The 22,755-nt window shown below is 75.3% G+C and carries 22 protein-coding genes and 1 riboswitch; of the genes, 15 read left to right on the top strand and 7 right to left on the bottom strand.

Going from position 1 to position 22,755, the window contains the following annotated elements:
- Positions 1-40: 40 nt before the first annotated feature.
- Entirely contained in the window at positions 41-370 is a 330-nt protein-coding gene (locus tag GA0070215_RS23255; RefSeq protein WP_018787102.1) for a hypothetical protein, read from the bottom strand.
- Positions 371-473: 103 nt separating this feature from the next.
- On the opposite strand from GA0070215_RS23255, the gene GA0070215_RS23250 reads away from it, so the two are divergent.
- The 5 genes from GA0070215_RS23250 to fabF all read left to right on the top strand — a co-directional run bounded on the left by GA0070215_RS23250 (position 474) and on the right by fabF (position 5,511).
- Positions 474-1,748: a PucR family transcriptional regulator gene (locus GA0070215_RS23250; RefSeq protein ID WP_369753671.1), complete on the top strand. Its 1,275-nt coding sequence runs from the start codon at positions 474-476 to the stop codon at positions 1,746-1,748.
- Positions 1,749-1,845: 97 nt separating this feature from the next.
- Positions 1,846-3,015 carry an acyltransferase domain-containing protein gene (locus GA0070215_RS23245; protein ID WP_018787104.1) on the top strand — a complete coding sequence of 390 codons (1,170 nt, stop codon included), beginning with the start codon at positions 1,846-1,848 and terminating at the stop codon, positions 3,013-3,015.
- On the top strand, positions 3,016-3,960 hold the full coding sequence (locus tag GA0070215_RS23240; protein ID WP_018787105.1) for a beta-ketoacyl-ACP synthase III: 945 nt from the start codon (positions 3,016-3,018) through the stop codon (positions 3,958-3,960).
- An 83-nt stretch (positions 3,961-4,043) separates the two neighbouring features.
- Positions 4,044-4,283, top strand: coding sequence for an acyl carrier protein (locus GA0070215_RS23235; RefSeq protein WP_007072348.1), 240 nt, complete (start codon positions 4,044-4,046; stop codon positions 4,281-4,283).
- A 1-nt stretch (position 4,284) separates the two neighbouring features.
- Positions 4,285-5,511: a beta-ketoacyl-ACP synthase II gene (gene fabF / locus GA0070215_RS23230; RefSeq protein ID WP_018787106.1), complete on the top strand. Its 1,227-nt coding sequence runs from the start codon at positions 4,285-4,287 to the stop codon at positions 5,509-5,511.
- Positions 5,512-5,690: 179 nt separating this feature from the next.
- Here fabF and GA0070215_RS23225 read toward each other — a convergent pair whose 3' ends face one another.
- Together GA0070215_RS23225 and GA0070215_RS23220 are read right to left on the bottom strand one after the other, a co-directional pair.
- Positions 5,691-7,415 (bottom strand): glycoside hydrolase family 3 protein, encoded by a 1,725-nt coding sequence (locus tag GA0070215_RS23225; protein ID WP_091049767.1) that lies wholly within the window; start codon positions 7,413-7,415, stop codon positions 5,691-5,693.
- Positions 7,416-7,448: 33 nt separating this feature from the next.
- Complete coding sequence (locus GA0070215_RS23220; RefSeq protein WP_091049763.1) at positions 7,449-7,940, bottom strand: DUF3145 domain-containing protein; 492 nt, start codon at positions 7,938-7,940, stop codon at positions 7,449-7,451.
- A gap of 330 nt (positions 7,941-8,270) precedes the next feature.
- Between GA0070215_RS23220 and GA0070215_RS23215 the strand changes: the two genes are divergently transcribed.
- Positions 8,271-8,600, top strand: coding sequence for a hypothetical protein (locus GA0070215_RS23215; RefSeq protein ID WP_026268296.1), 330 nt, complete (start codon positions 8,271-8,273; stop codon positions 8,598-8,600).
- Between the two features lie 37 nt (positions 8,601-8,637).
- Here GA0070215_RS23215 and GA0070215_RS23210 read toward each other — a convergent pair whose 3' ends face one another.
- Positions 8,638-9,267, bottom strand: coding sequence for a carbonic anhydrase (locus tag GA0070215_RS23210; RefSeq protein ID WP_018787110.1), 630 nt, complete (start codon positions 9,265-9,267; stop codon positions 8,638-8,640).
- A gap of 145 nt (positions 9,268-9,412) precedes the next feature.
- Here GA0070215_RS23210 and GA0070215_RS23205 point away from each other — a divergent pair, with 145 nt between their 5' ends.
- From GA0070215_RS23205 to GA0070215_RS23190, 4 genes are all read left to right on the top strand, one after another.
- The gene (locus GA0070215_RS23205; protein ID WP_091049760.1) at positions 9,413-10,327 is read left to right on the top strand and encodes an alpha/beta fold hydrolase; all 915 of its coding nucleotides are present in this window, start codon (positions 9,413-9,415) and stop codon (positions 10,325-10,327) included.
- A 125-nt stretch (positions 10,328-10,452) separates the two neighbouring features.
- Positions 10,453-12,567, top strand: a complete 2,115-nt coding sequence (locus GA0070215_RS23200; protein WP_091049756.1) for a HelD family protein — start codon at positions 10,453-10,455, stop codon at positions 12,565-12,567.
- 92 nt (positions 12,568-12,659) lie between these two features.
- Positions 12,660-13,574, top strand: coding sequence for a cation diffusion facilitator family transporter (locus GA0070215_RS23195; RefSeq protein ID WP_091049753.1), 915 nt, complete (start codon positions 12,660-12,662; stop codon positions 13,572-13,574).
- A gap of 143 nt (positions 13,575-13,717) precedes the next feature.
- Positions 13,718-13,848, top strand: a riboswitch (cyclic di-AMP (ydaO/yuaA leader).
- 4 nt (positions 13,849-13,852) lie between these two features.
- A complete protein-coding gene (locus GA0070215_RS23190; protein WP_091049749.1) occupies positions 13,853-14,968 on the top strand; it encodes a coiled-coil domain-containing protein in 1,116 nt (371 codons plus the stop codon).
- A gap of 22 nt (positions 14,969-14,990) precedes the next feature.
- On the opposite strand, the gene GA0070215_RS23185 is transcribed toward GA0070215_RS23190, so the two are convergent.
- On the bottom strand, positions 14,991-15,443 hold the full coding sequence (locus GA0070215_RS23185; RefSeq protein WP_018787115.1) for an SRPBCC family protein: 453 nt from the start codon (positions 15,441-15,443) through the stop codon (positions 14,991-14,993).
- 101 nt (positions 15,444-15,544) lie between these two features.
- The gene (locus GA0070215_RS23180; RefSeq protein WP_018787116.1) at positions 15,545-15,904 is read right to left on the bottom strand and encodes an STAS domain-containing protein; all 360 of its coding nucleotides are present in this window, start codon (positions 15,902-15,904) and stop codon (positions 15,545-15,547) included.
- Between the two features lie 419 nt (positions 15,905-16,323).
- Between GA0070215_RS23180 and GA0070215_RS23175 the strand changes: the two genes are divergently transcribed.
- From GA0070215_RS23175 to GA0070215_RS23165, 3 genes are all read left to right on the top strand, one after another.
- A complete protein-coding gene (locus GA0070215_RS23175; RefSeq protein ID WP_018787117.1) occupies positions 16,324-16,728 on the top strand; it encodes a hypothetical protein in 405 nt (134 codons plus the stop codon).
- A 161-nt stretch (positions 16,729-16,889) separates the two neighbouring features.
- Entirely contained in the window at positions 16,890-17,564 is a 675-nt protein-coding gene (locus tag GA0070215_RS23170) for a BON domain-containing protein (RefSeq protein WP_091049744.1), read from the top strand.
- 100 nt (positions 17,565-17,664) lie between these two features.
- Positions 17,665-18,219 (top strand): DsbA family protein, encoded by a 555-nt coding sequence (locus GA0070215_RS23165; protein WP_018787119.1) that lies wholly within the window; start codon positions 17,665-17,667, stop codon positions 18,217-18,219.
- A gap of 3 nt (positions 18,220-18,222) precedes the next feature.
- On the opposite strand, the gene GA0070215_RS23160 is transcribed toward GA0070215_RS23165, so the two are convergent.
- A complete protein-coding gene (locus GA0070215_RS23160) occupies positions 18,223-20,997 on the bottom strand; it encodes a helix-turn-helix transcriptional regulator (RefSeq protein WP_091049740.1) in 2,775 nt (924 codons plus the stop codon).
- A gap of 205 nt (positions 20,998-21,202) precedes the next feature.
- On the opposite strand from GA0070215_RS23160, the gene GA0070215_RS23155 reads away from it, so the two are divergent.
- A complete protein-coding gene (locus GA0070215_RS23155; RefSeq protein WP_377469283.1) occupies positions 21,203-21,592 on the top strand; it encodes a hypothetical protein in 390 nt (129 codons plus the stop codon).
- The gene (locus GA0070215_RS23150; protein WP_018787122.1) at positions 21,589-22,728 is read left to right on the top strand and encodes an alcohol dehydrogenase catalytic domain-containing protein; all 1,140 of its coding nucleotides are present in this window, start codon (positions 21,589-21,591) and stop codon (positions 22,726-22,728) included. The genes GA0070215_RS23155 and GA0070215_RS23150 overlap by 4 nt, the downstream gene beginning before the upstream one ends.
- Positions 22,729-22,755 lie beyond the last annotated feature (27 nt).

Raw genomic sequence — 22,755 nt, 5'->3', positions numbered from 1 at the left:
ACAGCTCCCGCCGGCACCCGTCAGCCCGGCCGGCGACGCGTCAGCACCAGCGGCGCGGCGGGCGCTCCCGGCGGACGGTGCGGTTGCGGGGGCGTACCGCGCCGTGACGGTGGGCGCCCGCCCAGCCGGCCAGGCCGCTGCGGCAACCCGGGTCGGCCGGTTCCTCGTCGGCCGGACGGGCCGGCTCCGCCGCCCGCTGCCGGGGCACACCCGGCTCGTCCTCGGCACGCTCCGGCGCCCGCCCGGACGGCTGCTCCCCCTGCTGGTTCAGGCACGGCCGGCGCGGGTGTGTGGCAGTCGCCGGCTGGTCGTGGCCGCGCCGGCAGGCTTCACCCTGGGCGCAACCGTGCTCGGCCTCCCCCTGCGCCATCCCGGCCCCCCTCACGTGTCGGCCTCGCCCGCCCGGCCGAGTCTGGCCCGGCGTGCCCTGACACCGTACTGGCCCGGCCGGACAAGATCGTCATCGCGTACCGGTGGAGATCGTCACGCCGCGGCCAGGGCGTCGCCTCGAAGTGGATCCGCTGGTCACGCCGTGTCAGGCTGGTGCGGTGAGCGAACCGGGCGGAACGGAGACGTCGGCGACGCTGCGCCGCATCGAACGGGCGGCGGGCGGCCTGGCCACCGCCAGCGTGGCCCGGATGGACGAGACGCTGCCGTGGTTCCGTGAGCTGCCCGCCGACCAGCGCTCCTGGGTCATGCTCGTCGCCCAGGCCGGCGTGCGTTCGCTGGTGCAGTGGCTGCGCCAGGGCGGCGGCGCGACCGACCGCACCCAGGAGGTGTCGGACGAGGTCTTCGCCGCCGCGCCGCAGGCGCTGGCCCGCTCGATCAGCCTCCAGCAGACCGTGGCGCTGATCAAGGTGACCATCGACGTGGTCGAGGAGCAGGTGTCGGACCTGGCGGTGCCGGGCGAGGAGCAGTCGCTGCGCGAGGCGGTGCTGCGCTTCTCCCGGGAGATCGCGTTCGCCGCCGCGCGGGTCTACGCCCGGGCCGCCGAGAGCCGCGGTTCCTGGGACGCCCGGCTGCAGGCGCTGCTGGTCGACGCGCTGCTGCGCGGCGACTCCCCGGACGTGCTGGCCAGCCGGGCCGCCGCGCTGGGCTGGACGGACGCGCCGCCGGTGGCGGTGGCGGTGGGCCGCTCCCCCGGCGGCGAGGTGGCCGCCGTGCTGCACACCGTCTACCGGCAGGCCCGGCGGATCGGCGTCGAGGTGATCGGCGGCGTGCACGGCGACCGTCTGGTCATCGTGCTGGGCGGCGCGGCCGACCCGGTGGCGGCCACGGAGAAGCTGCGTACCGCCTTCGGCGACGGGCCGGTGGTGGTCGGCCCGGCGGTGCCCAGCCTGGACGAGGCCACCGAGTCGGCGCGGGCGGCGCTGGCCGGGTTCCGGGCGGCGCCGGCCTGGCCGACCGCGCCGTGCCCGGTCGCCGCCGACGAGTTGCTGCCCGAACGCGCGCTGGCCGGCGACACCGAGGCCCGCCGCCGGTTACGTCACGACGTGTACGCGGCACTCGCCCGCTCCGGCGGTGAGCTGCTGGAGACGCTCGACGCGTTCTTCGCCGCCGGCGGCACGCTGGAGAGCGCCGCCCGGGCGCTGTTCGTGCACCCGAACACCGTGCGCTACCGGCTGAAGCGGATCGCCGAGGTGACCGGCTTCTCGCCGCTGGCCCCGCGCGACGCGTTCGCGTTGCAGGTCGCGCTGACAGTGGGACGCCTCGACCCGGTGGTGCCGACGGCCTCCGACCGGCGATGACCACCGACGATCTTTGTAGGTTTCCTCTAAAGGTTCTAGTGCGGTTTCGTGCCGTACGTTACAGCGCGGCACGCCGGTATCCGTCAGAGTCGTACACGTGCTCGCCGTACTCTCTCCCGGACAGGGTTCGCAGAAGCCCGGCTTCCTCGCGCCGTGGCTCGACCTCCCCGGCGCCGAGGCGCGTCTGCGCTGGTGGTCGGCGCTGGCCGGGGCGGACCTGATCCACCTGGGCACCCGGGCGGACGCGGACGAGATCAAGGACACCGCCCGCACCCAGCCGCTGCTGGTCGCCGCCGCGCTGCTCGCCGCCGAGCACCTGCCGATGCACGACGTCGGGCTGGTCGCCGGGCACAGCGTCGGTGAGCTGGGCGCGGCCGCGCTGGCCGGGGTGCTGCCGGCCGAGTCCGCCGTGACGCTCGCCGGCGTACGCGGACGGGAGATGGCCGCCGCCTGCGCGCTGGAGCCGACCGGGATGGCCGCCGTGCTCGGCGGTGACCCGGACGAGGTGATCGCCGCGCTGACGGCGCTCGGGCTGCACCCGGCCAACCGCAACGGCGCCGGTCAGATCGTGGCCGCCGGCGCCGTCGACGCGCTGGACAAGCTGGCCGCCGAGCCGCCCGCCCGGACCCGCGTCATCCGGCTCCAGGTGGCCGGCGCGTTCCACACGCCGTACATGGCGCCCGCCGAGACCGCCCTCGCCGCGGTGGCCGCCGGAGTCCCGGCCTCCGCACCGGCCCGGATCCTGCTGTCCAACCTCGACGGCGCACCGGCCGGGCACGGCCCGGAGACGGTACGGCGACTGGTCCGGCAGGTGACCGCGCCGGTCCGCTGGGACCTGTGCATGCGCTCGCTGGCCGACCTCGGCGTCACCGGCGTCATCGAGCTGCCGCCGGCCGGCACCCTCGCCGGGCTGGTCAAGCGGGAACTCAAGGGCGAGGGCGCACCCGAGATCGTCACCCTGAACACCCCGGCCGACCTGCCCGCCGCGCGCCGCCTGATCGCCCGGCACGCCGGCCCCGCGGCCCGCCCGGCCGCGCCGCCGTTCCGGGTGGTCGTCTCCCCCGCCGCCGGCCGCCTCGACCGGTCGGCCGCACCGGCCGAGGGCGCCGGGGTACGCACCGGACAGGTCGTCGGCCACATCGCCACCGGCCGGGGGCAGGTCGAGGTGACCGCGCACGACAACGGGTCGCTCGTCGAGTGGCTCGCACACCACGACGACCCGGTCGCACCGGGCCAGCCCCTCGTCCGTATCGGAGGAACGCACTAAATGGCCGGCAGCCGGATCGTCGCGATGGGGCACTACCAGCCCTCCCGCGTCGTCACGAACGACGAGATCGCCCAGATGGTCGACACCAACGACGAGTGGATCCGGGACCGGGTCGGCATCGTCACCCGCCGGATCGCGGGCGACGAGACGGTGGCCGACATGGCCACCGCCGCCGCCGGCAAGGCGCTCGCCAACGCCGGGCTGACCGCCGCCGACATCGACCTGGTCGTGGTGGCGACCTGCACGTCCGTGGACCGCAGCCCCAATGTGGCCTGCCGGGTCGCGGCCAAGCTGGGCATCGACGCGCCCGGGGCGTACGACCTCAACACCGCCTGCTCCGGTTTCGCGTACGCGCTGGGCACCGTGGACCACGCGATCCGGGCCGGCGCGGCGCGCAACGCGATCGTCATCGGCGCCGAGAAGCTCTCCGACGTCACCGACTGGACCGACCGCTCGACCTGCATCATCTTCGCCGACGGTGCCGGGGCGGCCGTGGTCAGCGCGACCGCCGACGACGAGCCGGCCGGGATCGGGCCGGTGGTCTGGGGTTCCGCGCCGGAGAAGAGCGACGCGGTCCGGATCGAGGGCTGGCAGCCGTACATCATCCAGGAGGGGCAGTCGGTGTTCCGCTGGGCCACCACCGCGCTGGCCCCGCTCGCGCTCCAGGCGTGCGAGCGCGCCGGGGTGGACCCGTCGGAGCTGGCCGCGTTCGTGCCGCACCAGGCAAACGCCCGGATCATCGACGGCATCGCCAAGCGGCTGAACATCCCGGACGCGATCATCGCCAAGGACATCGTCGAGTCCGGCAACACGTCGGCGGCGAGCATCCCGCTGGCCCTGTCGAAGCTGGTCGAGCGGCGCGAGGTGCCCTCGGGCGCCCCGGTGCTGCTGTTCGGCTTCGGCGGCGGCCTGACCTACGCCGGTCAGGTCGTCCGCTGCCCCTGAGACCCCCTCGGGCGCGAACGCGCCGAGGTGTGTGACAGGCGACGCCTGCCGCACGTGACCCCCGATGAGAGGAACCAACCGCAATGACCCGTGACGAGATCACCGCCGGCCTCGCCGAGATCCTCGAAGAGGTTGCCGGGGTGAACCCGGACGACGTGGCCGAGGGGAAGTCCTTCACCGACGACCTCGACGTCGACTCGCTCTCCATGGTCGAGGTCGTGGTGGCGGCCGAGGAGAAGTTCGGCGTCAAGATCCCGGACAACGAGGTGCAGAACCTCAAGACCGTCGGGGACGCGGTCAGTTACATCGAGGCGCAGTCCTGATATGAGTCGTCCCGACGTCGTCGTCACCGGGCTCGGCGCGACGACCCCGCTCGGCGGGGACGTCGCGTCGACCTGGGACGGCATGCTCGCCGGCCGCTCCGGGGTGGGTGCGCTCACCCAGGAGTGGGCCGCGCAACTGCCCGTCCGGATCGCCGCCGAGCTGGCGGTCGACCCGTCCGAGGTGCTGGACCGGGTGAAGCTGCGCCGGCTGGACCGCTCGGAGGCGATCGCCATCATCGCCGCCAAGCAGGCGTGGGCCGACGCCGGTCTGGCCGACGCCGGCCCGGACCCGGAGCGCCTGGCGGTCAGCGTCGGCTCCGGCATCGGCGGCGCCACCACCCTGCTCGCCCAGGACGACATCCTGGAGGCGTCCGGGCCGCGGCGGGTCTCCCCGCACACCATCCCGATGCTGATGCCGAACGGCCCGGCCGCCTGGGTCGGCCTGGAACTGGGCGCCAAGGCCGGCGTGCACACGGTGGCCAGCGCCTGCGCGACCGGCGCGGAGGCGATCGCGCTGGGGCTGGACATCATCCGCGCCGGCCGGGCCGACGTGGTGGTGGCCGGCGGCACCGAGGCGGTCATCCACCCGCTGCCGATCGCCGGCTTCAGCTCGATGCGGGCCATGTCGACCCGCAACGACGAGCCGGAGCGGGCCTCCCGGCCGTGGGACTCCGGTCGCGACGGCTTCGTGCTCGGTGAGGGCGCGGGCCTGGTCATCCTGGAGCGCGCCGACCACGCCGCCGCCCGGGGCGCCCGGGTGTACGCGCGCCTGGCCGGCGCGGGCATCACCTCGGACGCGTACGACATCGTGCAGCCGCACGCCGAGGGTGAGGGCGCCATCCGCGCCATCGCCCGGGCGGTCGCCGACGCGGACGTGGCCCGTACCGACATCGTGCACGTCAACGCACACGCCACCTCCACCCCGGTCGGGGACATGCTGGAGATCGGCGCGCTGCGTCAGGCGGTCGGCGACCATCCGGTGCTCACCGCCACGAAGTCGATGACCGGGCACCTGCTCGGCGCGGCCGGCGCGCTGGAGTCGATCGCCACCATCCTGGCCATCCGGGACGGCGTGATCCCGCCGACGATCAACCTGGACGACCCGGACGAGGGCCTGACGCTGGACGTGGCAGCGCACAAGGCGCGTCACATGGAGATCCCGGCGGCGCTGAACAACGCGTTCGGCTTCGGCGGGCACAACGTGGCGCTGGTCTTCACCCGTCCCTGACCGGACGTAAGGAAGGGCCCCTTCTTAACAGCCTCCGTTAAGAAGGGGCCCTTCCTCTACCGCAGGCGTTAACAAGGGGCCCTTCCTTACGCACGTACCGGAATCCCTGTGTGGCCTCACCCATGCGCGCTTGGCCAGCCGGGACCGCCCGGACGCACGCGGGTTTCGGCACGGCCGGGTCAGGTGCGGCAGGTGGTGGCCGGCAGGCCGGAGACCGGCACCGGGGACCGGCCGGCCGGGCGGGCCTTGCCGGCGAGCACCGCGGCGAGCCCGGCCATCGAGGCGCGGGTGGACGAGTAGGTGGCCATCAGCGTCGGCGACTTCGCCCCGGACAGCACGTACGGCGTGTCCATCGCCACCGTGACGGCGGCGCCCGCGCTCAGGTCCTTCGCGCCGTCGCCGTATCCGACCAGGTGCACCACCGTGCCGCCGGAGGGCACCACCTTGACCCCGGCCGCGGTGAGCGCCTCGGTCAGCAGCTTGCGGGTGCGCTCCCGGCCGCCGGAGGAGGTGACGCTCACCGGCCCCTTCACCGCGCCGCCGCACGTGCCGCGCAGCACCGTCACCGCAGCGGCGGCCAGGTCGTCGGCGGCCTTGCGGTGCGCGGTGCCGTCGAGGGTGGACAGCGCGGGCGCGTCCCGCCCGGCCAGCCGGAACTTCATGGTCAGCACCCGGGTTACCGCCTCGACCAGGCGGGCGCGGGGCAGCGAGCCGTCCTTGAGCGCGGCGCGCAACCCGTCGTACGCCTGGTTGACGTTCGGGGGCATCAGGATGAGGTCGTTGCCGGCGTTGAGCGCGCGCACGGCGGCCTCGCCCGGCGACCACTTCTTCGCCGGGGCCATGTTCATGCCGTCGGTGATCACCACGCCCTGGAAGCCGAGCTGGCCGCGCAGCACGTCGGTGAGCAGCTTGCGGGAGAACGTCGCGGGGGTGCCCGGGTCGACGGCCTTGACGTCCAGGTGGGCCGACATCACCGCCATGGCCCCGGCGCCGATCCCGGCCCGGAACGGCGGGAACGCGAGGCGGTCCAGCTCGGCGCGGGACTGCTTGATCACCGGCAGTTCGGTGTGCGAGTCCTCGGCGCTCAGGCCGTGCCCGGGGAAGTGCTTGACGGCGGCGCCGACGCCCTCGGCCTGGAGACCGCGTACCGCGCCGGCCACCTGCGGGGACGCGGTGGCCGGGTCGGCGCCGAAGGAGCGGGAGCCGATCACCGTGCTGCGGGTCGCCAGCACGTCGGCGACCGGCGCGAAGTCGAGGTTGATCCCCATCGCGGCCAGTTCGGCACCGGCGGCCCGCCAGGCGGCCTCGGTCAGCGCCGGGTTCCCGGCGGCGCCGGCGGCGAGCGGGCTCGGCAGCAGCGTCACGCCGTCGGTGATCCGGGTGACCACGCCGTGCTCCTGGTCGGTGCCGATCAGGAACGGTGCGGCGCCCGCGGGCAGCTTGCCGGCGGCGGCGCGCAGCCCGTCGGTGAGCGCACGGACCTGCCTGGGGTTGTCCACGTTCGTGGTGGCCTGGTTGCCCGAGGTCGGGTCGTCGGCGCTGAAGCCGACCAGGATCACGCCGCCGAGCCGGTACTTCGCCACCATCTCGGCGGGGGTGTCGACCCCGGCGAGTGCCCGGTTCCCGGCCGCCGATCCGGCCGAGACCTCGGTGGCCGAGCTGCCGTAGGCGTACGGCATAAGCACCTGCCCGACCAGGTCCTCGTCGCTCAGCGTGCCGGCGAGCGCGGCGGCCCGGGCGGCCGGGTCGGCGGCGGGCGGGTCACTCGGCGCGGGCGCGGCCGACGACGGCGCCGGGCTCGACGGGGTGGGCCGGGGCCGGTCCGGCCCGTCCGAGCACCCGGAGGCGAGCAGCGCGGTCAGTGCGGCGAGCGCGACGGCGGAGCGGCGCGAGGAAATCGACACGCGGCCCACCGTATCGGGGCAACTCGGCCTACGTCACCCGACCCGGGTGAGCAGCGTCACCGGCGCACCGTCGCCGGCGTACCGGTAGGGCTCCAGTTCGGCGTCCCAGGCGGTGCCGAGCGCCTTGTCCAGGGCGTGGGCCAGCGCCTCCGGACCGCGTGCGGCGGCCATCAGGCTGCGGAGCTGGTCCTCGCCGAGCTGGATGTCGCCGGCCGCGCCGACCGCGGCGCGGAACAGGCCCCGGCCGGGTACGTACATGAAGCGCTCGCCGTCGACGCCGGGACTGGGTTCCTCGGTGACCTCGAAGCGGATCATGGGCCACTGCCGGAGGGCAGCGGCCAGCTCCGCGCCGGTCCCCGGGTTGCCGGTCCAGCCGCACTCGGCGCGGCGGGCGCCCGGATCGACGGGCTGTGCCGTCCAGTGCAGGTTGACCGGCGCGGCGAGGACGCGCGCGATCGCCCACTCGACGTGCGAGCACACGGCGAGCGGGGTCGAGTGGACGTATACGACGCCACGCGTTGGCACGGTGACCTCCCGGTGAGCCGAGGTGCGTCTTCCCCTACGACCTCGTCCTACGCGAGTGGTACCTGGCACACATGATGACCCGTGTGACTGGTGGTGCGCCAGCGAATCGGAAAATTCGCCGGGCCCCGGGGCCGGGAAATACCCGGGTGGTGGACCTGGTTGTGCCCTCTGACGCCGCGACGACCAGCCAGGTGTCGTGGTCGTGTACAGTTCTCTGGGCGGTTCTCTGTGCCGCCGTACATCTTCGCGGGCCGGCGCCCACCCGGGCGTCACCCGCACAGCCCCCGGACGGCCTTCCGTCCCCACCGTACGTCTGCAAGGAGTACCTCCGTGGCGAGCAACACCTCTAAGACCGCGCGCGCGTCCGTCCGGGCCGGCCAGGCTGGCCAGGGTGGCGCCCTCAGCGTGCTGGGCGAGTTCAAGTACCTGATCCCGCTCAACGGCGGCAAGCACGCCTACGTGCGCAACCTGACCAACGGCAAGACCGCGCACCTGCGCACCGACTCCGAGGCGTTCGTCGAGGAGATCCGTGTGCTGGCCGCCGCCGGCCACGCCGCCAAGATCCGCGCCGAGATCAACGGCCTGGCCGCGTCCTACCCGGACCACGGCTGGGACGCCACCGAGAAGCGCCTGGTCGAGGCCGGCGTCTTCGAGGGCTGAGCGCCCCCACCCGCACCACCGCGACCGCCCGCCGGGATCACCCCGGCGGGCGGTTTCGCGTCTGCTCCTGCGGCAGCAGCGCCACCTCGCCGGTGGCCAGGTCGTAGAGCGCGCCCTCCACGGCGAGTTCGCCGGCGTCCACCGGCCCGGCCAGGCGGTCGTCGCGGCGCAGCGCGTCCACCGTGCGCCGGACGTGGCGGCGGATCGCCAGCGGGTGCGCGTCCGGGTCGTCCACCCCGACGTCGGTGACCGCCGGGGCGATCCGGTCCACCACGTACGCCAGGTCGCCGCCGGGGCACCGCCCGGTGCGCAGCGCCTCGACCGTGGAGCCGACCGCGCCGCAGCGCTCGTGCCCCAGCACCATCACCAGGCGTACGCCGAGCTGCTCCACCACGTACTCGATCGAGCCCCGGACGGCCCGGTCCAGGACGTGCCCGCCGGTACGGATCACGCAGATCGAACCGAACGTCTGGTCGAAGATCGCCTCCAACGGCACCCGCGAGTCGATGCAGCCGAGCACGACCGCGTACGGCTGCTGGTCACCGGAGGCCACCGCCGCGGCGGCGGTGACGTCGTGCCCGTGCACCGGCTGCCCGCTGACGAAGCGGCGGTTGCCGGCGAGCAGCTCGGCCAGCGCGGCGCGCGGGCCGCGGGCGGTGGAGGGCATGCCTTCAGCCTGGTCACCGATCCGACGCCGCGGGGCCGGACGGGAATCTTCTCTCCAGGCCGGTTGCCGTGGTCTGATGGCGGGTAACGCCGGTGTCACCGCCGGGTCATCCGGTGGACACACCGGCGGGCCCGGGAGGTGGACGATGCCGGACCTGGAACTGCGGCTCCCCGACGACGTACGCCTGCACGTCGACGTCACCGGGCCGGTCGACGCCGAGGTGACCGCCGTCCTGCTGCACGGCTGGACGCTGGACGGGCGCAGCTGGCACCACCAGGTCGCGGAGCTGCGGGAACGCTTCGGTGGCCGGGTCCGGGTGATCACCTACGACGCGCGCGGACACGGCCGGTCGAGCTGCCTGGCCCTGCGCGACGCCACCCTCGCCCAGCTCGGCGACGACCTGGCGGCGGTGGTCGACGAGATCGCCCCGTCCGGGCCGATCGTCCTGGTCGGGCACTCGATGGGCGGGATGACGGTGATGGAGTACGCTCACCGCCACCCCGACCGGTTCGCCGCGCGTACCGCCGGGCTGGTCTTCGTCTCCACCACCGCCGAGGGTCACACGCACACCGCGTACGGGCTGTCCCCCCGGATCACCCGGCTGATCCGCCTGGCCGAGACCACAGGCGCCGGGGTGCTGGCCCGCTGCGGTGGCTGGCGGCCCCCGCACGCGCTGCTGCGCGCGCTGCGCCCGAGCATCCGCTGGATGCTGTTCGGCGACCGCTGCGACCCGGCCGACATCCGGCTGGTCACCGCCGCGGTGGCCCGGGCCACGCTGCGCTCGATCGGCGGTTTCCGCGCCTCGATCGGCGCCCAGCACCGGCTGGAGACGCTCGCCGCGCTCGGCGGGCTGCCGGCCGCCGCGCTGGTCGGGGACCGGGACCGGCTCACCCCGCCACCCTGCGCCGAGTCGATCGCGGCGGCGCTGCCCACCACGGAGCTGACGGTCTGCCCGGGTGCCGGGCACATGCTGATGATGGAGCGCCCCGGCGAGGTGAACGCCGCCCTCACCGGCGTGCTGGACCGGGTGCTGGCCGGCCGCCCGGCCGCCCGCCTCTGAGCTTCTCCCGCTCGCCGAGCGGCACCGGCGTACGCCACGTGCGCGGCATGCCCCGACGTGCCGGTTGCCGGCGGCCCGTACCCTCATTCAGCCCGTCGTGCCCTCCGAACACAGGAGCATCCGCGTTGACCGACCAGACCACGCTGGACCGGGAGATCGCCGCCGAGCAGCGCCACCTCGACCGGGTGTACGCCCGGCTGGCCGAGCTGCGCCGGTCGGCGGCCGACGCCGAGCGGGAGGGCTACCGGCTGGCCCGGGTCGGCAACTTCGGCGCGCTGGTCGAGCGGGACGCGATGGTCTTCCACGCCGCCCGGCGCCGGCACGTGCTGGACGCCGAGCACGAGGGGCTGGTGTTCGGGCGGCTGGATCTGCGTACCGGGCAGGTGCTGCACGTCGGGCGTCTCGGTGTGCGGGGTGTGGACGCGGAGACGCTGGTGGTGGACTGGCGGGCGCCCGCCGCCGCCGCGTTCTACCAGGCCACGCCCGCCGCGCCGCGTGGCGTGGTGCGCCGCCGCACGATCCAGTCGGCGGCCGAGAAGGTCACCCGGATCGAGGACGACCTGCTGGACCCGGAGGCCGCCCCACCGGACATGGCGGTGGTCGGTGACGGGGCGCTACTGGCCACGCTGTCCCGGGCCACCGGCCGGGGCATGCGGGACATCGTCGCCACCATCCAGCGCGAGCAGGACGAGGCGATCCGCTCCCCCGGCAACGGCGTCACGATCGTCTCCGGCGGCCCCGGCACCGGCAAGACGGCGGTGGCGCTGCACCGGGCCGCGTACCTGCTCTACTCCGACCGGGCCCGGTACGCCGGCGGCGGCATCCTGGTGGTCGGCCCGTCCGGCGTGTTCGTCGAGTACATCGCCTCGGTGCTGCCCTCGCTCGGCGAGGAGACCGCCACGCTGCACTCGCTCGGCTCGCTGTTCCCCGGCCTGTCCGCGTCCCGGACCGACCCGCCGGACGTGGCGGCGGTGAAGGGCTCGCTGCGGATGCGCCGGGTGCTGGAACGCGCGGTACGCGACGCGGTGCCGGACTCTCCGGCCGAGCTGCGCCTGCTCTACCGGGGCGAGTTGCTGCGCCTGGAACGCCCCGCGCTGGACGCGATCCGGGACCGGACGCTGGCCCGTGGGGCGCGCCGCAACGAGGTACGCCGAACGGCGTTCGACGCGGTGCTCGCCGCGCTCTACGCGCATGCCCGCACGCTGCGGGTGGGCCGGCTGCCGGAGCAGCCCGCGTTCGAGGACGAGATCATCGAGCGGCCGGAGTTCCGCGAGTTCCTCAAGGCGTGGTGGCCCCGGCTGCACCCGCGGCACGTGCTGGGCTGGCTGGCCCGCCCGGATCGGCTGCGCCGCTACGCCGGGGGGATCCTCTCCTCGGCGGAGATCCGGCTGCTCGGCGACGCGTACCGGACGCTCGGGGCCGAGGGACTGACGGTGGCCGACATCGCGCTGCTGGACGAGCTGGACGCGCTGCTCGGCAAGCCGGTGCAGCGGGCCCGGCCCAGGCGCGACCCGTACCAGCTCGCCGGTGGCGTGCGCGAGCTGAGCACGTACGCCGACCGGCAGCGCGCCGCCCGCGCGGCGGCGCGGGAGCGTCCGGCCGACTACCGCGACTACGCGCACGTGGTGGTGGACGAGTCGCAGGACGTCTCGCCGATGCAGTGGCGGATGGTCGGCCGGCGCGGGCGGCTGGCGTCCTGGACCGTGGTCGGTGACCCGGCGCAGACCGCCTGGACCGGCGACCCGCAGGAGCTGGACCGGGCCCGTGACCAGGCGTTGGGCCGGCGCAAGCGGCACCGGTACGAGCTGACGACCAACTACCGCAACTCGGCGGAGATCTTCGCGGTGGCGGCGGCGGAGATCCGCCGCCTCTATCCGGACCTGCCGCTGCCCGACGCGGTGCGGTCCACGGGGGTGCCGCCGGTGGAGCGGACGGTGCCCGCCGCCGACCTGCCGGCGGCCACCGTCGAGGCGGCCGAGACGCTGCTCGGGCAGGTGGAGGGCACGGTCGGCGTGATCACGCCGGTGCCGCGCCGGGACGAGGTGGCCGGCTGGCTGGGCGGGGTCGGCGCGGGCCGGCTCCAGGTGGTGACCAGCCTCCAGGCCAAGGGCATGGAGTACGACGGCGTGGTGCTGGTGGCGCCGGGCGAGATCCGGGCCGACCCCTCGGGCGTGCGCACGCTCTACGTGGCGCTGTCCCGGGCCACCCAGCGCCTCACCACGCTCGACCCGGTGGGGTGAGTGGCCCCGCCGCCACCCGCAGTTCACTAGCATACATAGCGATGTGAACATACATTGGGCCGGGGCCGGTACGGGGCAGGAAGGGTGTTGGCGTGGGCGCAGGCCATGACCACAGCGGCGCGGTGACCAACGCGGCACACCGCCACCGGGGCCGACTCTGGGCCGCCTTCGCGCTGCTCGCCGTCCTGATGGTGGTCGAGGCGGTGGCCGCCTTCACGACCGGTTCGCTGGCACTGCTCTCCGACGCCGGGCACATGTTCACCGACGTCCTCGGCATCGGCATGGCGCTCGCCGCGATCACCGCCACCCGACGTGCCGGCACCGACCCGCAGCGCACGTTCGGGCTCTACCGGCTGGAGGTGCTCGCCGCCCTCGCCAACGCCGTGCTGCTCGCCGCCGTCGCCGTCTACGTCCTGGTCGAGGCGGTACGCCGGTTCGGCGAGCCGCCGGAGGTGCTGGCCGGCCCGATGCTCGTGGTGGCCGTGCTCGGCCTGCTCGCCAACATCGTCGCGTTCGCACTGCTGCGCGCCGGGTCGCAGGAGAGCATCAATCTGCGCGGGGCGTACCTGGAGGTGCTCGGCGACCTGCTCGGCTCGCTCGGCGTGATCGCCGCCGCGCTGGTCATCGCGGTGACCGACTGGTGGTGGGCGGACCCGCTGGTCGCCGTCGGCATCGGCCTGTTCATCCTGCCGCGCACCTGGCGGCTCGGCCGGGCCGCGGTGCGCATCCTGGTGCAGGCCGCGCCGGAGCACCTCCAGGTGACCGCCGTGCTCGACCGGCTGGCCGCCGTGCCCGGCGTGGCCGAGGTGCACGACCTGCACGTCTGGACGCTCACCTCGGGCATGGAGGTGGCCTCGGCGCACCTGACCACCGATCCGGGCGTGGACCCGGGCGCGGTGCTGGCCGCGGCACGGGCCGCCCTGCACGAGGACTTCTCCATCGATCACGCCACGTTGCAGGTCGAACCCGGAGCGTCGGCCGGGGTCTGCGGACCGACCGAGTGGTGATTAGGACACACTTAAATCACTGTGGCTAATGTACAGTTATGCCGGTTTTGCCCCGCCTGGCGGTATTGCTCCACGGAGCCGTACCCGGGCAGCGCCGGTAGTCTCGATCGCGGCCGCACCCGCGGGCGCCACCGGCCCCGGTGGGGCGGCCGTCGCCTAATCGTCCGCAGGGACGAGCCGGGGAACCACGTACGTGGGGTGCATCCGCGTCAGCGGTAGGGATCTTCCGTCCCGAACCCGTCAGCTAACCCGGTCGGCGTTGACGGAAGGACATGTGAATGCCCCCAGTGGCACCTGTACGACGGACGGCCGCCCGGATGGCGGCCCTGATCGTCGCGACGCTGGCCCTCGGCGTCGCGACCGTTCCGGTCTCCCCCGCCTCGGCGGCGCCCGCGACCGGCCTGCTCGCCGCCGCGCCCGGCGACGACGAGGGCGGCACGCCCGAACTGCGTGCCCAGCTCGACGCGGCCAGCAAGGGCTGGTTGGAGGCGAAAGCCGCGCTGAACCGGTCGGTGAGCCGTCAGAAGCAGCTCAACGACCAGCTCGAAGCAGTCGGCGCCGAACTCGCAGTACGCGACGCCAAGGTCGGCGAGATCGCCGCGGTGGCGTACCGCAACGGCCGCCTGGGCACAGCCGGGGCGCTGCTCGGCAGCAGCAGCCCGGAGGGCTTCATGGACCGGGCCGCCGCGCTGGAGCAGGTCGCCGCGAACGAGGACCGCACACTGCGCGACCTGATCGCCACCCGGGACGAGGCCACCCGCACCCGCGCCCAGCTCGACGGCGAGATCCGCGAGCAGCGCAAGCAGGTGACGGTGATGGCCCGGCGCAAGGACCAGGTCGAGCGCGCCCTGGAGGCGGCGAACGACCGCGCCTCGCGCAGTAGCGGCAGCGGCAGCGGCAGCGGCAGCGGCAGCGGCAGCGGCAGCGGCAGCGGCAGCAGCGTGCAGGGCACCTCCAGCAAGAACGCCGAGCCGGCGCCGCGCAACTCGGACGGCTCCTGGCCGTCGGAGTCGTGCAGCGTCAACGACCCCACCCCGGCGAACGGCTGCATCACCCCGCGCACGCTGCACGCGCTGCAGCAGGCCAAGGCGGCCGGCTTCACCCGGTACGTCTCGTGCCACCGGCCCAGCGGCTCCGGTGAGCACCCGAAGGGGCGGGCCTGCGACTTCGCCGCGCAGAAGAGCGGCTTCGGCGGCGTGGCCTCCGGCGGTGACCGGACGTACGGCAACAACCTGGCCGCGTACTTCGTGCGCAACGCCGACCCGCTCGCCGTGCTCTACGTGATCTGGTTCAAGCAGATCTGGCTGCCCAGCAGCGGATGGAAGTCGTACAGCGGGGCCAACGGCGACCCGTCCAGCGACCACACCAACCACGTGCACCTGTCGGTGTACTGAGCGCCCCGGCGGGCCGGCCGGATCAGGCCGGCCGGCCCTCCAGGGTCGCTCCGAGACGTGCCGCCAGGCCCAGGTGAGCCGCCCGGGCCTGGCGGAACGCGTACCCGAACAGCGGCGCCGGCGCGGTCAGCGTGATCTCCACGTCGATGCGTACCGTGCCGTCGGGCTCGTCGCGCAGCCGGGTGTGGTTGCGGACCGTCGTCGCGGGCTGCTGCCGCGCCACGGTGACCACCTCGTCCTCGCCGGCGATCAGCACGTCCGCCTGGTACGTGACCGGGAAGTGCAGCGGGCCGAGCTGCAGCCGGTCGGTGATGGCGTAGCTGGCCAGCGCGCCCGGCCGGGCCGGCAGCTTCCGGACCCGGACGATCAACGGATGCAGCTCGCCCTGGCGACTCAGATCACCCAGCAGGGCCACCGCTTCGGCCCGGCTGCACCGGGCCTGCACGGTGTAGCTGAAGCTGTCGCTGCTCTGCAAGCGGGCCCCCTCGCCGTCGTGCGTCGCGACGATCGTCCCGTACCGACGCCGGACTGGCAACGGGTAGAAGGTCCCCTGGTCGCAGGGGGTGTGAACGGCGCTCAGGCGCCGGGCAGAACCTCGGGGGTGTCGTCGGCGAACCACGGCTCGGGCGCGCCGAACAGGCCGAGCAGCCCGGTCACCCAGAGCTGCCGGTGCACGAACCGGCTCGGCTCGGTGACCACGAGCTTGACGCCGCTGACCTCGCAGGTCTGGAAGCCCGCGACCATGGCACTGATGCCGACCGAGTCGATGAACGTGACGAGCCGCATGTTCAGCTCAATCCGCGAGGGGCGGCCCTTCGCGAGCACCTCGGCGATCGCTTCCCGCACCTCGTACGCGGTGTCGACGTCGATCTCCCCACGGGGCGCGATCTGGACGACACCACCCGGTCGCATCGACTTCACGATCGACAGGCTCACGCGAGCACCTCCACTCGCCCATGACGGGCGCCTCATCAGTACGCGGGCCGCGACCGAGCGTATTCCTCTCACGGCCCGGTCGCCACCCCCCGGGATGAGCAATTCGCGAACTGGGCACACCTGGGCGTACCCAATCCGGACCTCCGGGTTCCAGTTTCCCCTTCAAGGACGGGTCGCGACCAGCCGTGCGGCTGGTCGGCCCCGCCGATCCGCCGACCAGGGTAGCGGGCGCACGCACGTCCCGCGGGCACCGGTCCCGGCGCGTTCGAGTGGTTAGTCCCGTTCACCGCCCGGTCGCCGTGACCCGGGGGTGGTTTGCCGCGCCCGCCCGCTGGGCACTGCCCGAGACAGTGAACCCGCCGGATGGACACCGGAGTCCGAAGTGGCCGCCGGCCTTCGGCACCCGAGGAGGCAGAACGATGTTCGGATCCAACCTGCTGGACCGCCGGGGCAAGGCCGAGCGGGTCGCCGACCAGGCGTGGCAGCACCTGCTCTCCGCCGTCGGTTCCGCCGGCGACAGCGTGCGCGACGCCACCCGGACCGCCCGCCGCAGTTCCTCCGGCCTGGCCGACGACGCCACCGACCTGGTCGGCACCGCCGCCGAGGAGGCACGCCGCCGGGCCGGCCTCGCGTTCGACGCGCTCGCCGGCCGCCGGCCCGCGCTGCCCTGGACGCTGCTGATCGCGGCGGCGCTCGCCGGCGCGGCGATCGGCTGGGCCGCCGGGACCGCCGCACGCGCCGCCGGCAGCCGGGACCGCACCGCGAACGAGATCGAGTTCGTGGACGTCGACCGGCCGAACTCGCCGGCCGGCCTGGACGGCTGAGCGTCAGGCGACCCGAGACGGTGGCCGCTCCCGGGACGCCCGGGGGCGGCCACCGTGCTGCCCCACCCGCACCGGGTGAGGCCCGCTCACCCGGGACACGCGCAGGATCGCGGGTGCGGGACCACACACCCCGTGCCGCGATCGACGGGAGGGAGAGCCGGATGGCCACCGACACGATCACGCGTACCGACCGGGACATCCAGTCCGCCGTGCTCGACGAGCTGACCTGGGAGCCACGGGTCGGCCCGGACGAGATCGGGGTGACAGTCACCGAGGGCGTGGTGACGCTGACCGGCCGGGTGGACAGCTACGCCAAGAAGTGGGCAGCCGAGCGGGCCGCCCACCGGGTCGCCCGGGTCCGTGCGGTCGCCAACGACCTCGCCGTCCGGATCGACACCGCCGCCGGGCGGGAGGACCCGGAGATCGCGGTCGCCGCCGTACGGGCGCTGGAGTGGGACGCGTTCGTCCCGATCGAGGCGTTGCAGGTGACCGTCGCCGACGGCTGGGTCACGCTGCACGGCGAGGTCGAGTGGGAGTACCAGCGGCGGGCCGCCGAACGGTCGGTCGGCCGGCTCACCGGCGTACGCGGGGTGAGCAACGGGATCGCAATACGCCCGGCGGTGCACACCGGCGGCCACGACCTGGCCGAGCGGATCGTGGACGCGCTGGCCCGCAACCGCGCCACCGAGGCCGAGGAGGTCGACGTACGGGTGCACGGCGACACGGTGCTGCTGGACGGGCAGGTCCACTCGGCCGGCGAGCGTGCGGAGATCGAGCGGGTGGTGTGGAACGCCCCCGGCATCCGGGAGGTGCACAACCACCTCGTCGTGCGCTGACGGGGAACCACCCCGCCCGGGTGAGCCCGCCTCACCCGGGCCCCGGCCAGGGTGGGGGCATGAGTGATCCGAACGGCGCGGACCGGCGGGTGAGCGCCGGATGACCACGCCTCTCCAGGTCACCACCGCACGGCTGCGGATCCCGGTGACCGAACGCGACCACGTCCGCGGGCCGGTGGACGCGCCGGTCACCATCGTCGAGTACGGCGACTTCCAGTGCCGGTTCTGCGGCGCCGCGTACCCGAACCTGACCGAGGTGCTACGCCAACGGGCCGACGTGGTGCGGCTGGCGTACCGGCACTTCCCGATCACCAACGTCCACCCGTACGCGGAGAGCGCCGCGGAGACCGCCGAGGCCGCCGCCGCCCGGGGCCGGTTCTGGGAGATGTACGACTGGCTCTACCAGCACCAGGACCAGCTCGACCCGGTGCACCTGTCGCTGGGCGTCGAGCAGATCGGCCTGTCGCCGGAGGAGATCGCCGCGGAGGTCGGCCGGCAGGAGTACGCCGACCGGGTCCGGCAGGACTTCGTCGGCGGCATCCGCAGCGGCGTCAACGGCACCCCGACGTTGTTCGTCAACGACGTCCGGCACGACGGCGGCTACGACCTGGCCGACCTGCTGACAGTGGTGGACGCCGCCACCGACGACGGCTGACGGTCAGATCAGCCGCAGCTCGCGTGCCCGCCGGACGGCGTCCCGCCGGCGGGTCGCGTCGAGCTTGCGGTAGATGTTGCGCACGTGCGTCTTGACCGTGTTGACCGACAGCGACAGCTCGGCGGCGATCTCCACGTTGGACAGGATGCTCTGGAGATAGCGCAGGATGGTCAGTTCCCGCTCGGTGAGCGGCTCGTCGAGCGTCCGGGCCGGATCGTCGGCCGCCGCGGCGACCGGCTGCGCGTCCACGCCCCGGACCAGCTCGCTCACCGTGGCCCAGTACGCGGTGCCCGAGTCCAGCCGCGCGGCGAGCAGGTCCCGTACCCCGGGGTCGGCCCGGGTGAAGACGCGCCGGAAGCCGTCCGGTTCGGCGAGCGCCAGCACCTCCTCCAGCAGCCGGCCGGCCCGCCGGGCGTCACCGGAGGCGTCGGCGAGCGCCGCGTCGAGCAGCCCGGCGCCCAGCCGCACCGGCAGCGGCCAGTCCGCCGCGCCGGACGCGGTCCAGTCGGGCAGCTCCCGCTCGGCCGCGCGGACGTCACCGGCGCGCAGCCGCAGCCGCGCGGCCGCCAGTGCCGGCGCCGGCCCGTCGCCCGCCGCGTCGAGCAGCGTCCGGGCGCCGTCGACGTCGCCCACTGCGGCGCGTACCTGTGCCTCGTCGGCGGCGAGCCGTTCGCCCAGCTCCGGGCCGGGCGCGACGGCCCGCGCCGCGGCGAGCGTGCGCAGCGCGCCGCCCGGGTCGTCGCGGTCGGCCAGCAGCCCGGCCCGGCACAGCGCGGTGAGCGCGGCGCCGCCCGGCTCCGCGCCGGCCGGCCCGGCGAGCGCCAGGTGGGTCGTGGCCTCCGCCGGCCGGTCCCGCTGCCAGTCCACGAGCGCCAGCGCCAGGTACGCGTAGCCGCAGTCGGACCGGGACGACCAGCCCTGGCAGGGCGGCATCGCCAGCGCCTCGCGGGCCAGCTCCTCGGCGGCCCGCAGCGCCCCCCGGGCCGCCTCCAGCAGCGCCGAGCGGCTGACGCAGAGCAGCTCGGTACGCGGCCGCCCGGCCCGCCGCGCCGCCTCCCGGGCGGTGGCGAACCGGTCCCGGGCGGTGGACAGCTCCCCCTCGGCCAGCGCGGCCAGCCCGTGCGCCGCCCCGGCCACCGCGCGTACGTCGTCCCGCTCCGCCGTCCCGGCGCGGGGGTCGCCGGCTCCGCCGTCCGGGCTCGGGAGCGCCTGCGCCGGGCCGGTGGCCAGCAGTCGGTCGGCGGCGCGGCGTACCTCCTCGTGGTCGCCGCCGAGCCGGGCGAGGCTCAGCTCCACGGCGGCGGCCAGCCGGCCGAACCGGTCGCGGCGCGGCGCGGGCAGGCCGGCGGCCTCGGCCAGCGCCCGCCGCAGCTGCGCGTCGGCGGCGGCACGATCCCCGGCGTACGCCCGCTCGGCGGCCGCGGCCAGCGCCAGCTCCGGATCCCGGTGGACCGCCTCGGCGGGCGGCTCGGGTGGGGCCGGCGCGGCAGCCGGGTCGTCCGGGGCCAGCTCGGGCCACCGGGTGACGAGCAGCTCGGTGGCGTCGGCCCAGCGACCGGCGAGAAGCGCGTGCCGCAGAGCCTCGGCCGGACGGTCGTGGGTGCCGTACCAGTGGGCGGCCCGCCGGTGCAGTTCGCGCACCTCGTCGGCGGGCAGCCGGTCCAGCTCGTCGCGCAGCACGTCGGCCAGCAGCGGGTGCGGCCGGTACCACTGCGGGCTGCCGTCGTCCTGGTGGAGGAAGCCGCCCTCCCGGGCCGCCTCGGCGAGCAGGTGCCCGGCGTCGGGCCGCCCGGTCAGCGCGGCGGCCAGGTCGGCGTGGACCGCGACGGCCACCGCCACCCGGCGCAGGACGTCGCGGGTCGCCGGTTCCAGCGGGCCGAGCACCTCGTCCCGCAGGTACGCGGCGACGTCCGGCTGGTCACCGGCGAAGCGTTGGACGGTGCGCGCCGGGTCGGCACCGTCGCCGAGCGCGAGCGCGGCGAAGCGCAGCCCGGCGGGCCAGCCGGTGGTGCGCTCGGCCAGCCGGGTCACGGCCGGTGCGGGTACGGCCACGCCGTGCGCGACGAGCAGGTCGGCCACCTCGTCGGCGGTGAACGCCAGGTCGTCGGCGCCGATCACGGTCAGTTCGCCGGCCAGCCGCCAGCGGTGCAGCGCCAGCGGTGGTTCGCCGCGCGAGCCGGCCACCAGCCGCAGCCGGCCGTCGGAGTGCCGGAGCAGGAACTCCAGCCCGGTCAGGGCGGCCGGGTCGGTGACCCGGTGCAGGTCGTCCAGGACCAGCAGCGCGGGCCGGTCCCGTGCGGCGAGCGCGGCGGCGAGCGTTTCGAGCTGTTCGGGCCGGGGCGGCCCGTCCGGCACCGGCGGCGGCCCGTCGTCCGGGTCGCCTGCGGCGGCGGTGCGCAGGGCCGCCGCGAGGTAGCCCCAGAGTCGCCGGGTGGTCTCCCCCTCGGCCACCGTCACCCAGGCCGGTGCCGGCCCGTCCCGCTCCCCCTGCGCCCACGTCGACAGCAGCGTCGTCTTGCCCCAGCCGGCCGGGGCGCAGACGAGCGTCACCGGCCCCGACGCGCCCTGTTCCAGCCGGTCCAGCAGCCGGGGACGCAGCAGGACCGGCTCGGGCGGCGCGGGCGGCGTCAACCGGGACGCCAGCAGCGGCGGACCACCCGGCAGCGCACCACCGGCGACATCGGGTGCGTCGAGGCCGGTGGTGAGCAGATCGGGCGTACCGGTGATCTCGTTTGTGCCACTCGGTGCGGTGACGACCTGGTCTGCCTCCTCCGGCATGCGCCCCTCCCCCCGTCGGTGCGGGCAGCGGTTACCCGCACCGCGCCGGTTCACCCCTTCGGGGCGAACCCCGCTCACCCGGGCGGCGCGCACCCTGTAGGCACGCGGGGCGGCCGGCCGGATGCGGCCGCCCGGGGACGGCGGAGGTCAGGTGGCGCGGAGCAGACGGCTGGCGGCCGGGGCGCTGGCGTCGGCGGGGGCACGGATGCTGGCTCCGGCGGGTGCGCGGGTGCTGGCCCGCCGCCGTGCGCGGCGGGCCGGTGCCGATCCGCGGCCGGGCCGGTGGCAGGTGGTGACGGTGGCCGCGCCGCCCGAGCAGGTGCTACCGGCCGGGCGGTGGCCCGAGCCGCTGCGGCGCCTCGACGGCGCGGTCGAGGTGTGGGCCCGCCCGGCCCCCGGCGGGCGCGGCACCGAGCTGGCGGTCCGCCCGCTGGGCGGGGAGTGCGCGCTCCCGGGGTTCGCCGCGCACCTGGTCGGTGACGATCCGGGCCGGTTCCTGCGCCAGGTGCTGCGGCAGACCAAGCAGCTCCTGGAGACCGGCGAGGTGCTGCTGGCGGACCGGTCACCGCTGGACCGGCCGGGAGCCGCGCCGTGAGGGCGCTGTGCTGGGCCGGTGCCGGCCTCGTGGAAGTGCGTCGCGTCCCGGACCCGGAGCTGCGCAACGCCCAGGACATGATCGTCCGGGTCCGGCGGAGCACGACCTGCGGCGCGGACCTGCCGCTTCTGGCCGGGCGGGTGCCCGAGGCGTCCGCCGGCGAGGTGCTCGGGCGCGAGTTCCTCGGCGACGTGGTCGAGGTCGGTCCGGAGGTACGCCGGCACCGGGTCGCCGACCGGGTGGTGGTGGGCGCGGCGGTGGCCTGCGGGGCGTGCTGGTTCTGCCGGCAGGCAATGCCGGCCTGCTGCGACAACGGCACGGGCGGGGTGGCGGCCGAGCCGCAGTGGGGGCAGCCGCCCGCCGGGGGTTACGGCCGGCCGGCCCGGCTGGGTGGCTTCGCCGGCGGTCACGCCGAGTACGTGCGGGTGCCGTACGCCGACGTGGGCGCGTTCGCCGTACCGGAGTCGGTGAGCGACGAGCGGGCGGTGTTCGCCGCCGGCGCCGCGCCGGCCGGCTGGTACGGCGCGGAGCTGGGCGAGGTCGCCCCCGGCGACGTGGTGGCGGTGTGGGGGGCGGGCGCGGTCGGCCAGCTCACCGCCGACGCGGCGGTGGCCCGGGGCGCGGACCGGGTGGTGGTGGTCGACGACCGGGACGACCGCCTGCGGATGGTCACCGGGCACGACGGCGTGGAGGCCCTCAACCACAGGTACGTGGATGTGCTCGCCGAGCTGCGCGAGCGCAGCGGCGGCCGGGGTCCGGACGTGTGCGTCGACGCCTCCGGGGTGACAGCCGCCGGACCGGGCCGGTGGCCGGCGGTCGAGCCGGACGGCGGGGCGGCGCTGCGCGAGGCGGTGCACGCCTGCCGCAAGGGCGGCGTGGTGGTGGTGCTCGACGCCCGGCCGGGATTCGTGGACCGGTTTCCACTCGGCGCGTTCGCGGACAAGGGGCTCGCCGTCCGCGCCGCCCGGCGCCGGGGCGGTGCCGCGATCCCGGCGCTGCTGGAGCGGATGGCCCGCGACGAGCTGGTCACCGAGCATCTGGCCACGCACCGGATGCCGCTGGAGCGCGGCGCCGAGGGGTACGCGTTGTTCCGGGACCGGGCCGACGGCTGCGTCCGGGTGGTCTTCACGCCGTGAAGGTGAGCGCTCTGGATGGCACACTCG

Origin of the sequence: Micromonospora marina, from assembly GCF_900091565.1 — a bacterium.
Lineage (GTDB): Bacteria > Actinomycetota > Actinomycetes > Mycobacteriales > Micromonosporaceae > Micromonospora > Micromonospora marina.
Note: the sequence above shows the minus strand (reverse complement) of the source record. Positions and strands in the feature narration are given on the sequence as shown.

Coding starts and splice junctions, on each gene's coding strand:
- GA0070215_RS23170 (WP_091049744.1), top strand. CDS start 16,890: ATGGCCACCGACACGATCACGCGTACCGACCGGGACATCCAGTCCGCC.
- GA0070215_RS23165 (WP_018787119.1), top strand. CDS start 17,665: ATGACCACGCCTCTCCAGGTCACCACCGCACGGCTGCGGATCCCGGTG.
- GA0070215_RS23240 (WP_018787105.1), top strand. CDS start 3,016: ATGGCCGGCAGCCGGATCGTCGCGATGGGGCACTACCAGCCCTCCCGC.
- GA0070215_RS23155 (WP_377469283.1), top strand. CDS start 21,203: ATGCTGGCTCCGGCGGGTGCGCGGGTGCTGGCCCGCCGCCGTGCGCGG.
- GA0070215_RS23160 (WP_091049740.1), bottom strand. CDS start 20,997: ATGCCGGAGGAGGCAGACCAGGTCGTCACCGCACCGAGTGGCACAAAC.
- GA0070215_RS23175 (WP_018787117.1), top strand. CDS start 16,324: ATGTTCGGATCCAACCTGCTGGACCGCCGGGGCAAGGCCGAGCGGGTC.
- GA0070215_RS23235 (WP_007072348.1), top strand. CDS start 4,044: ATGACCCGTGACGAGATCACCGCCGGCCTCGCCGAGATCCTCGAAGAG.
- GA0070215_RS23205 (WP_091049760.1), top strand. CDS start 9,413: ATGCCGGACCTGGAACTGCGGCTCCCCGACGACGTACGCCTGCACGTC.
- fabF (WP_018787106.1), top strand. CDS start 4,285: ATGAGTCGTCCCGACGTCGTCGTCACCGGGCTCGGCGCGACGACCCCG.
- GA0070215_RS23210 (WP_018787110.1), bottom strand. CDS start 9,267: ATGCCCTCCACCGCCCGCGGCCCGCGCGCCGCGCTGGCCGAGCTGCTC.
- GA0070215_RS23255 (WP_018787102.1), bottom strand. CDS start 370: ATGGCGCAGGGGGAGGCCGAGCACGGTTGCGCCCAGGGTGAAGCCTGC.
- GA0070215_RS23190 (WP_091049749.1), top strand. CDS start 13,853: ATGCCCCCAGTGGCACCTGTACGACGGACGGCCGCCCGGATGGCGGCC.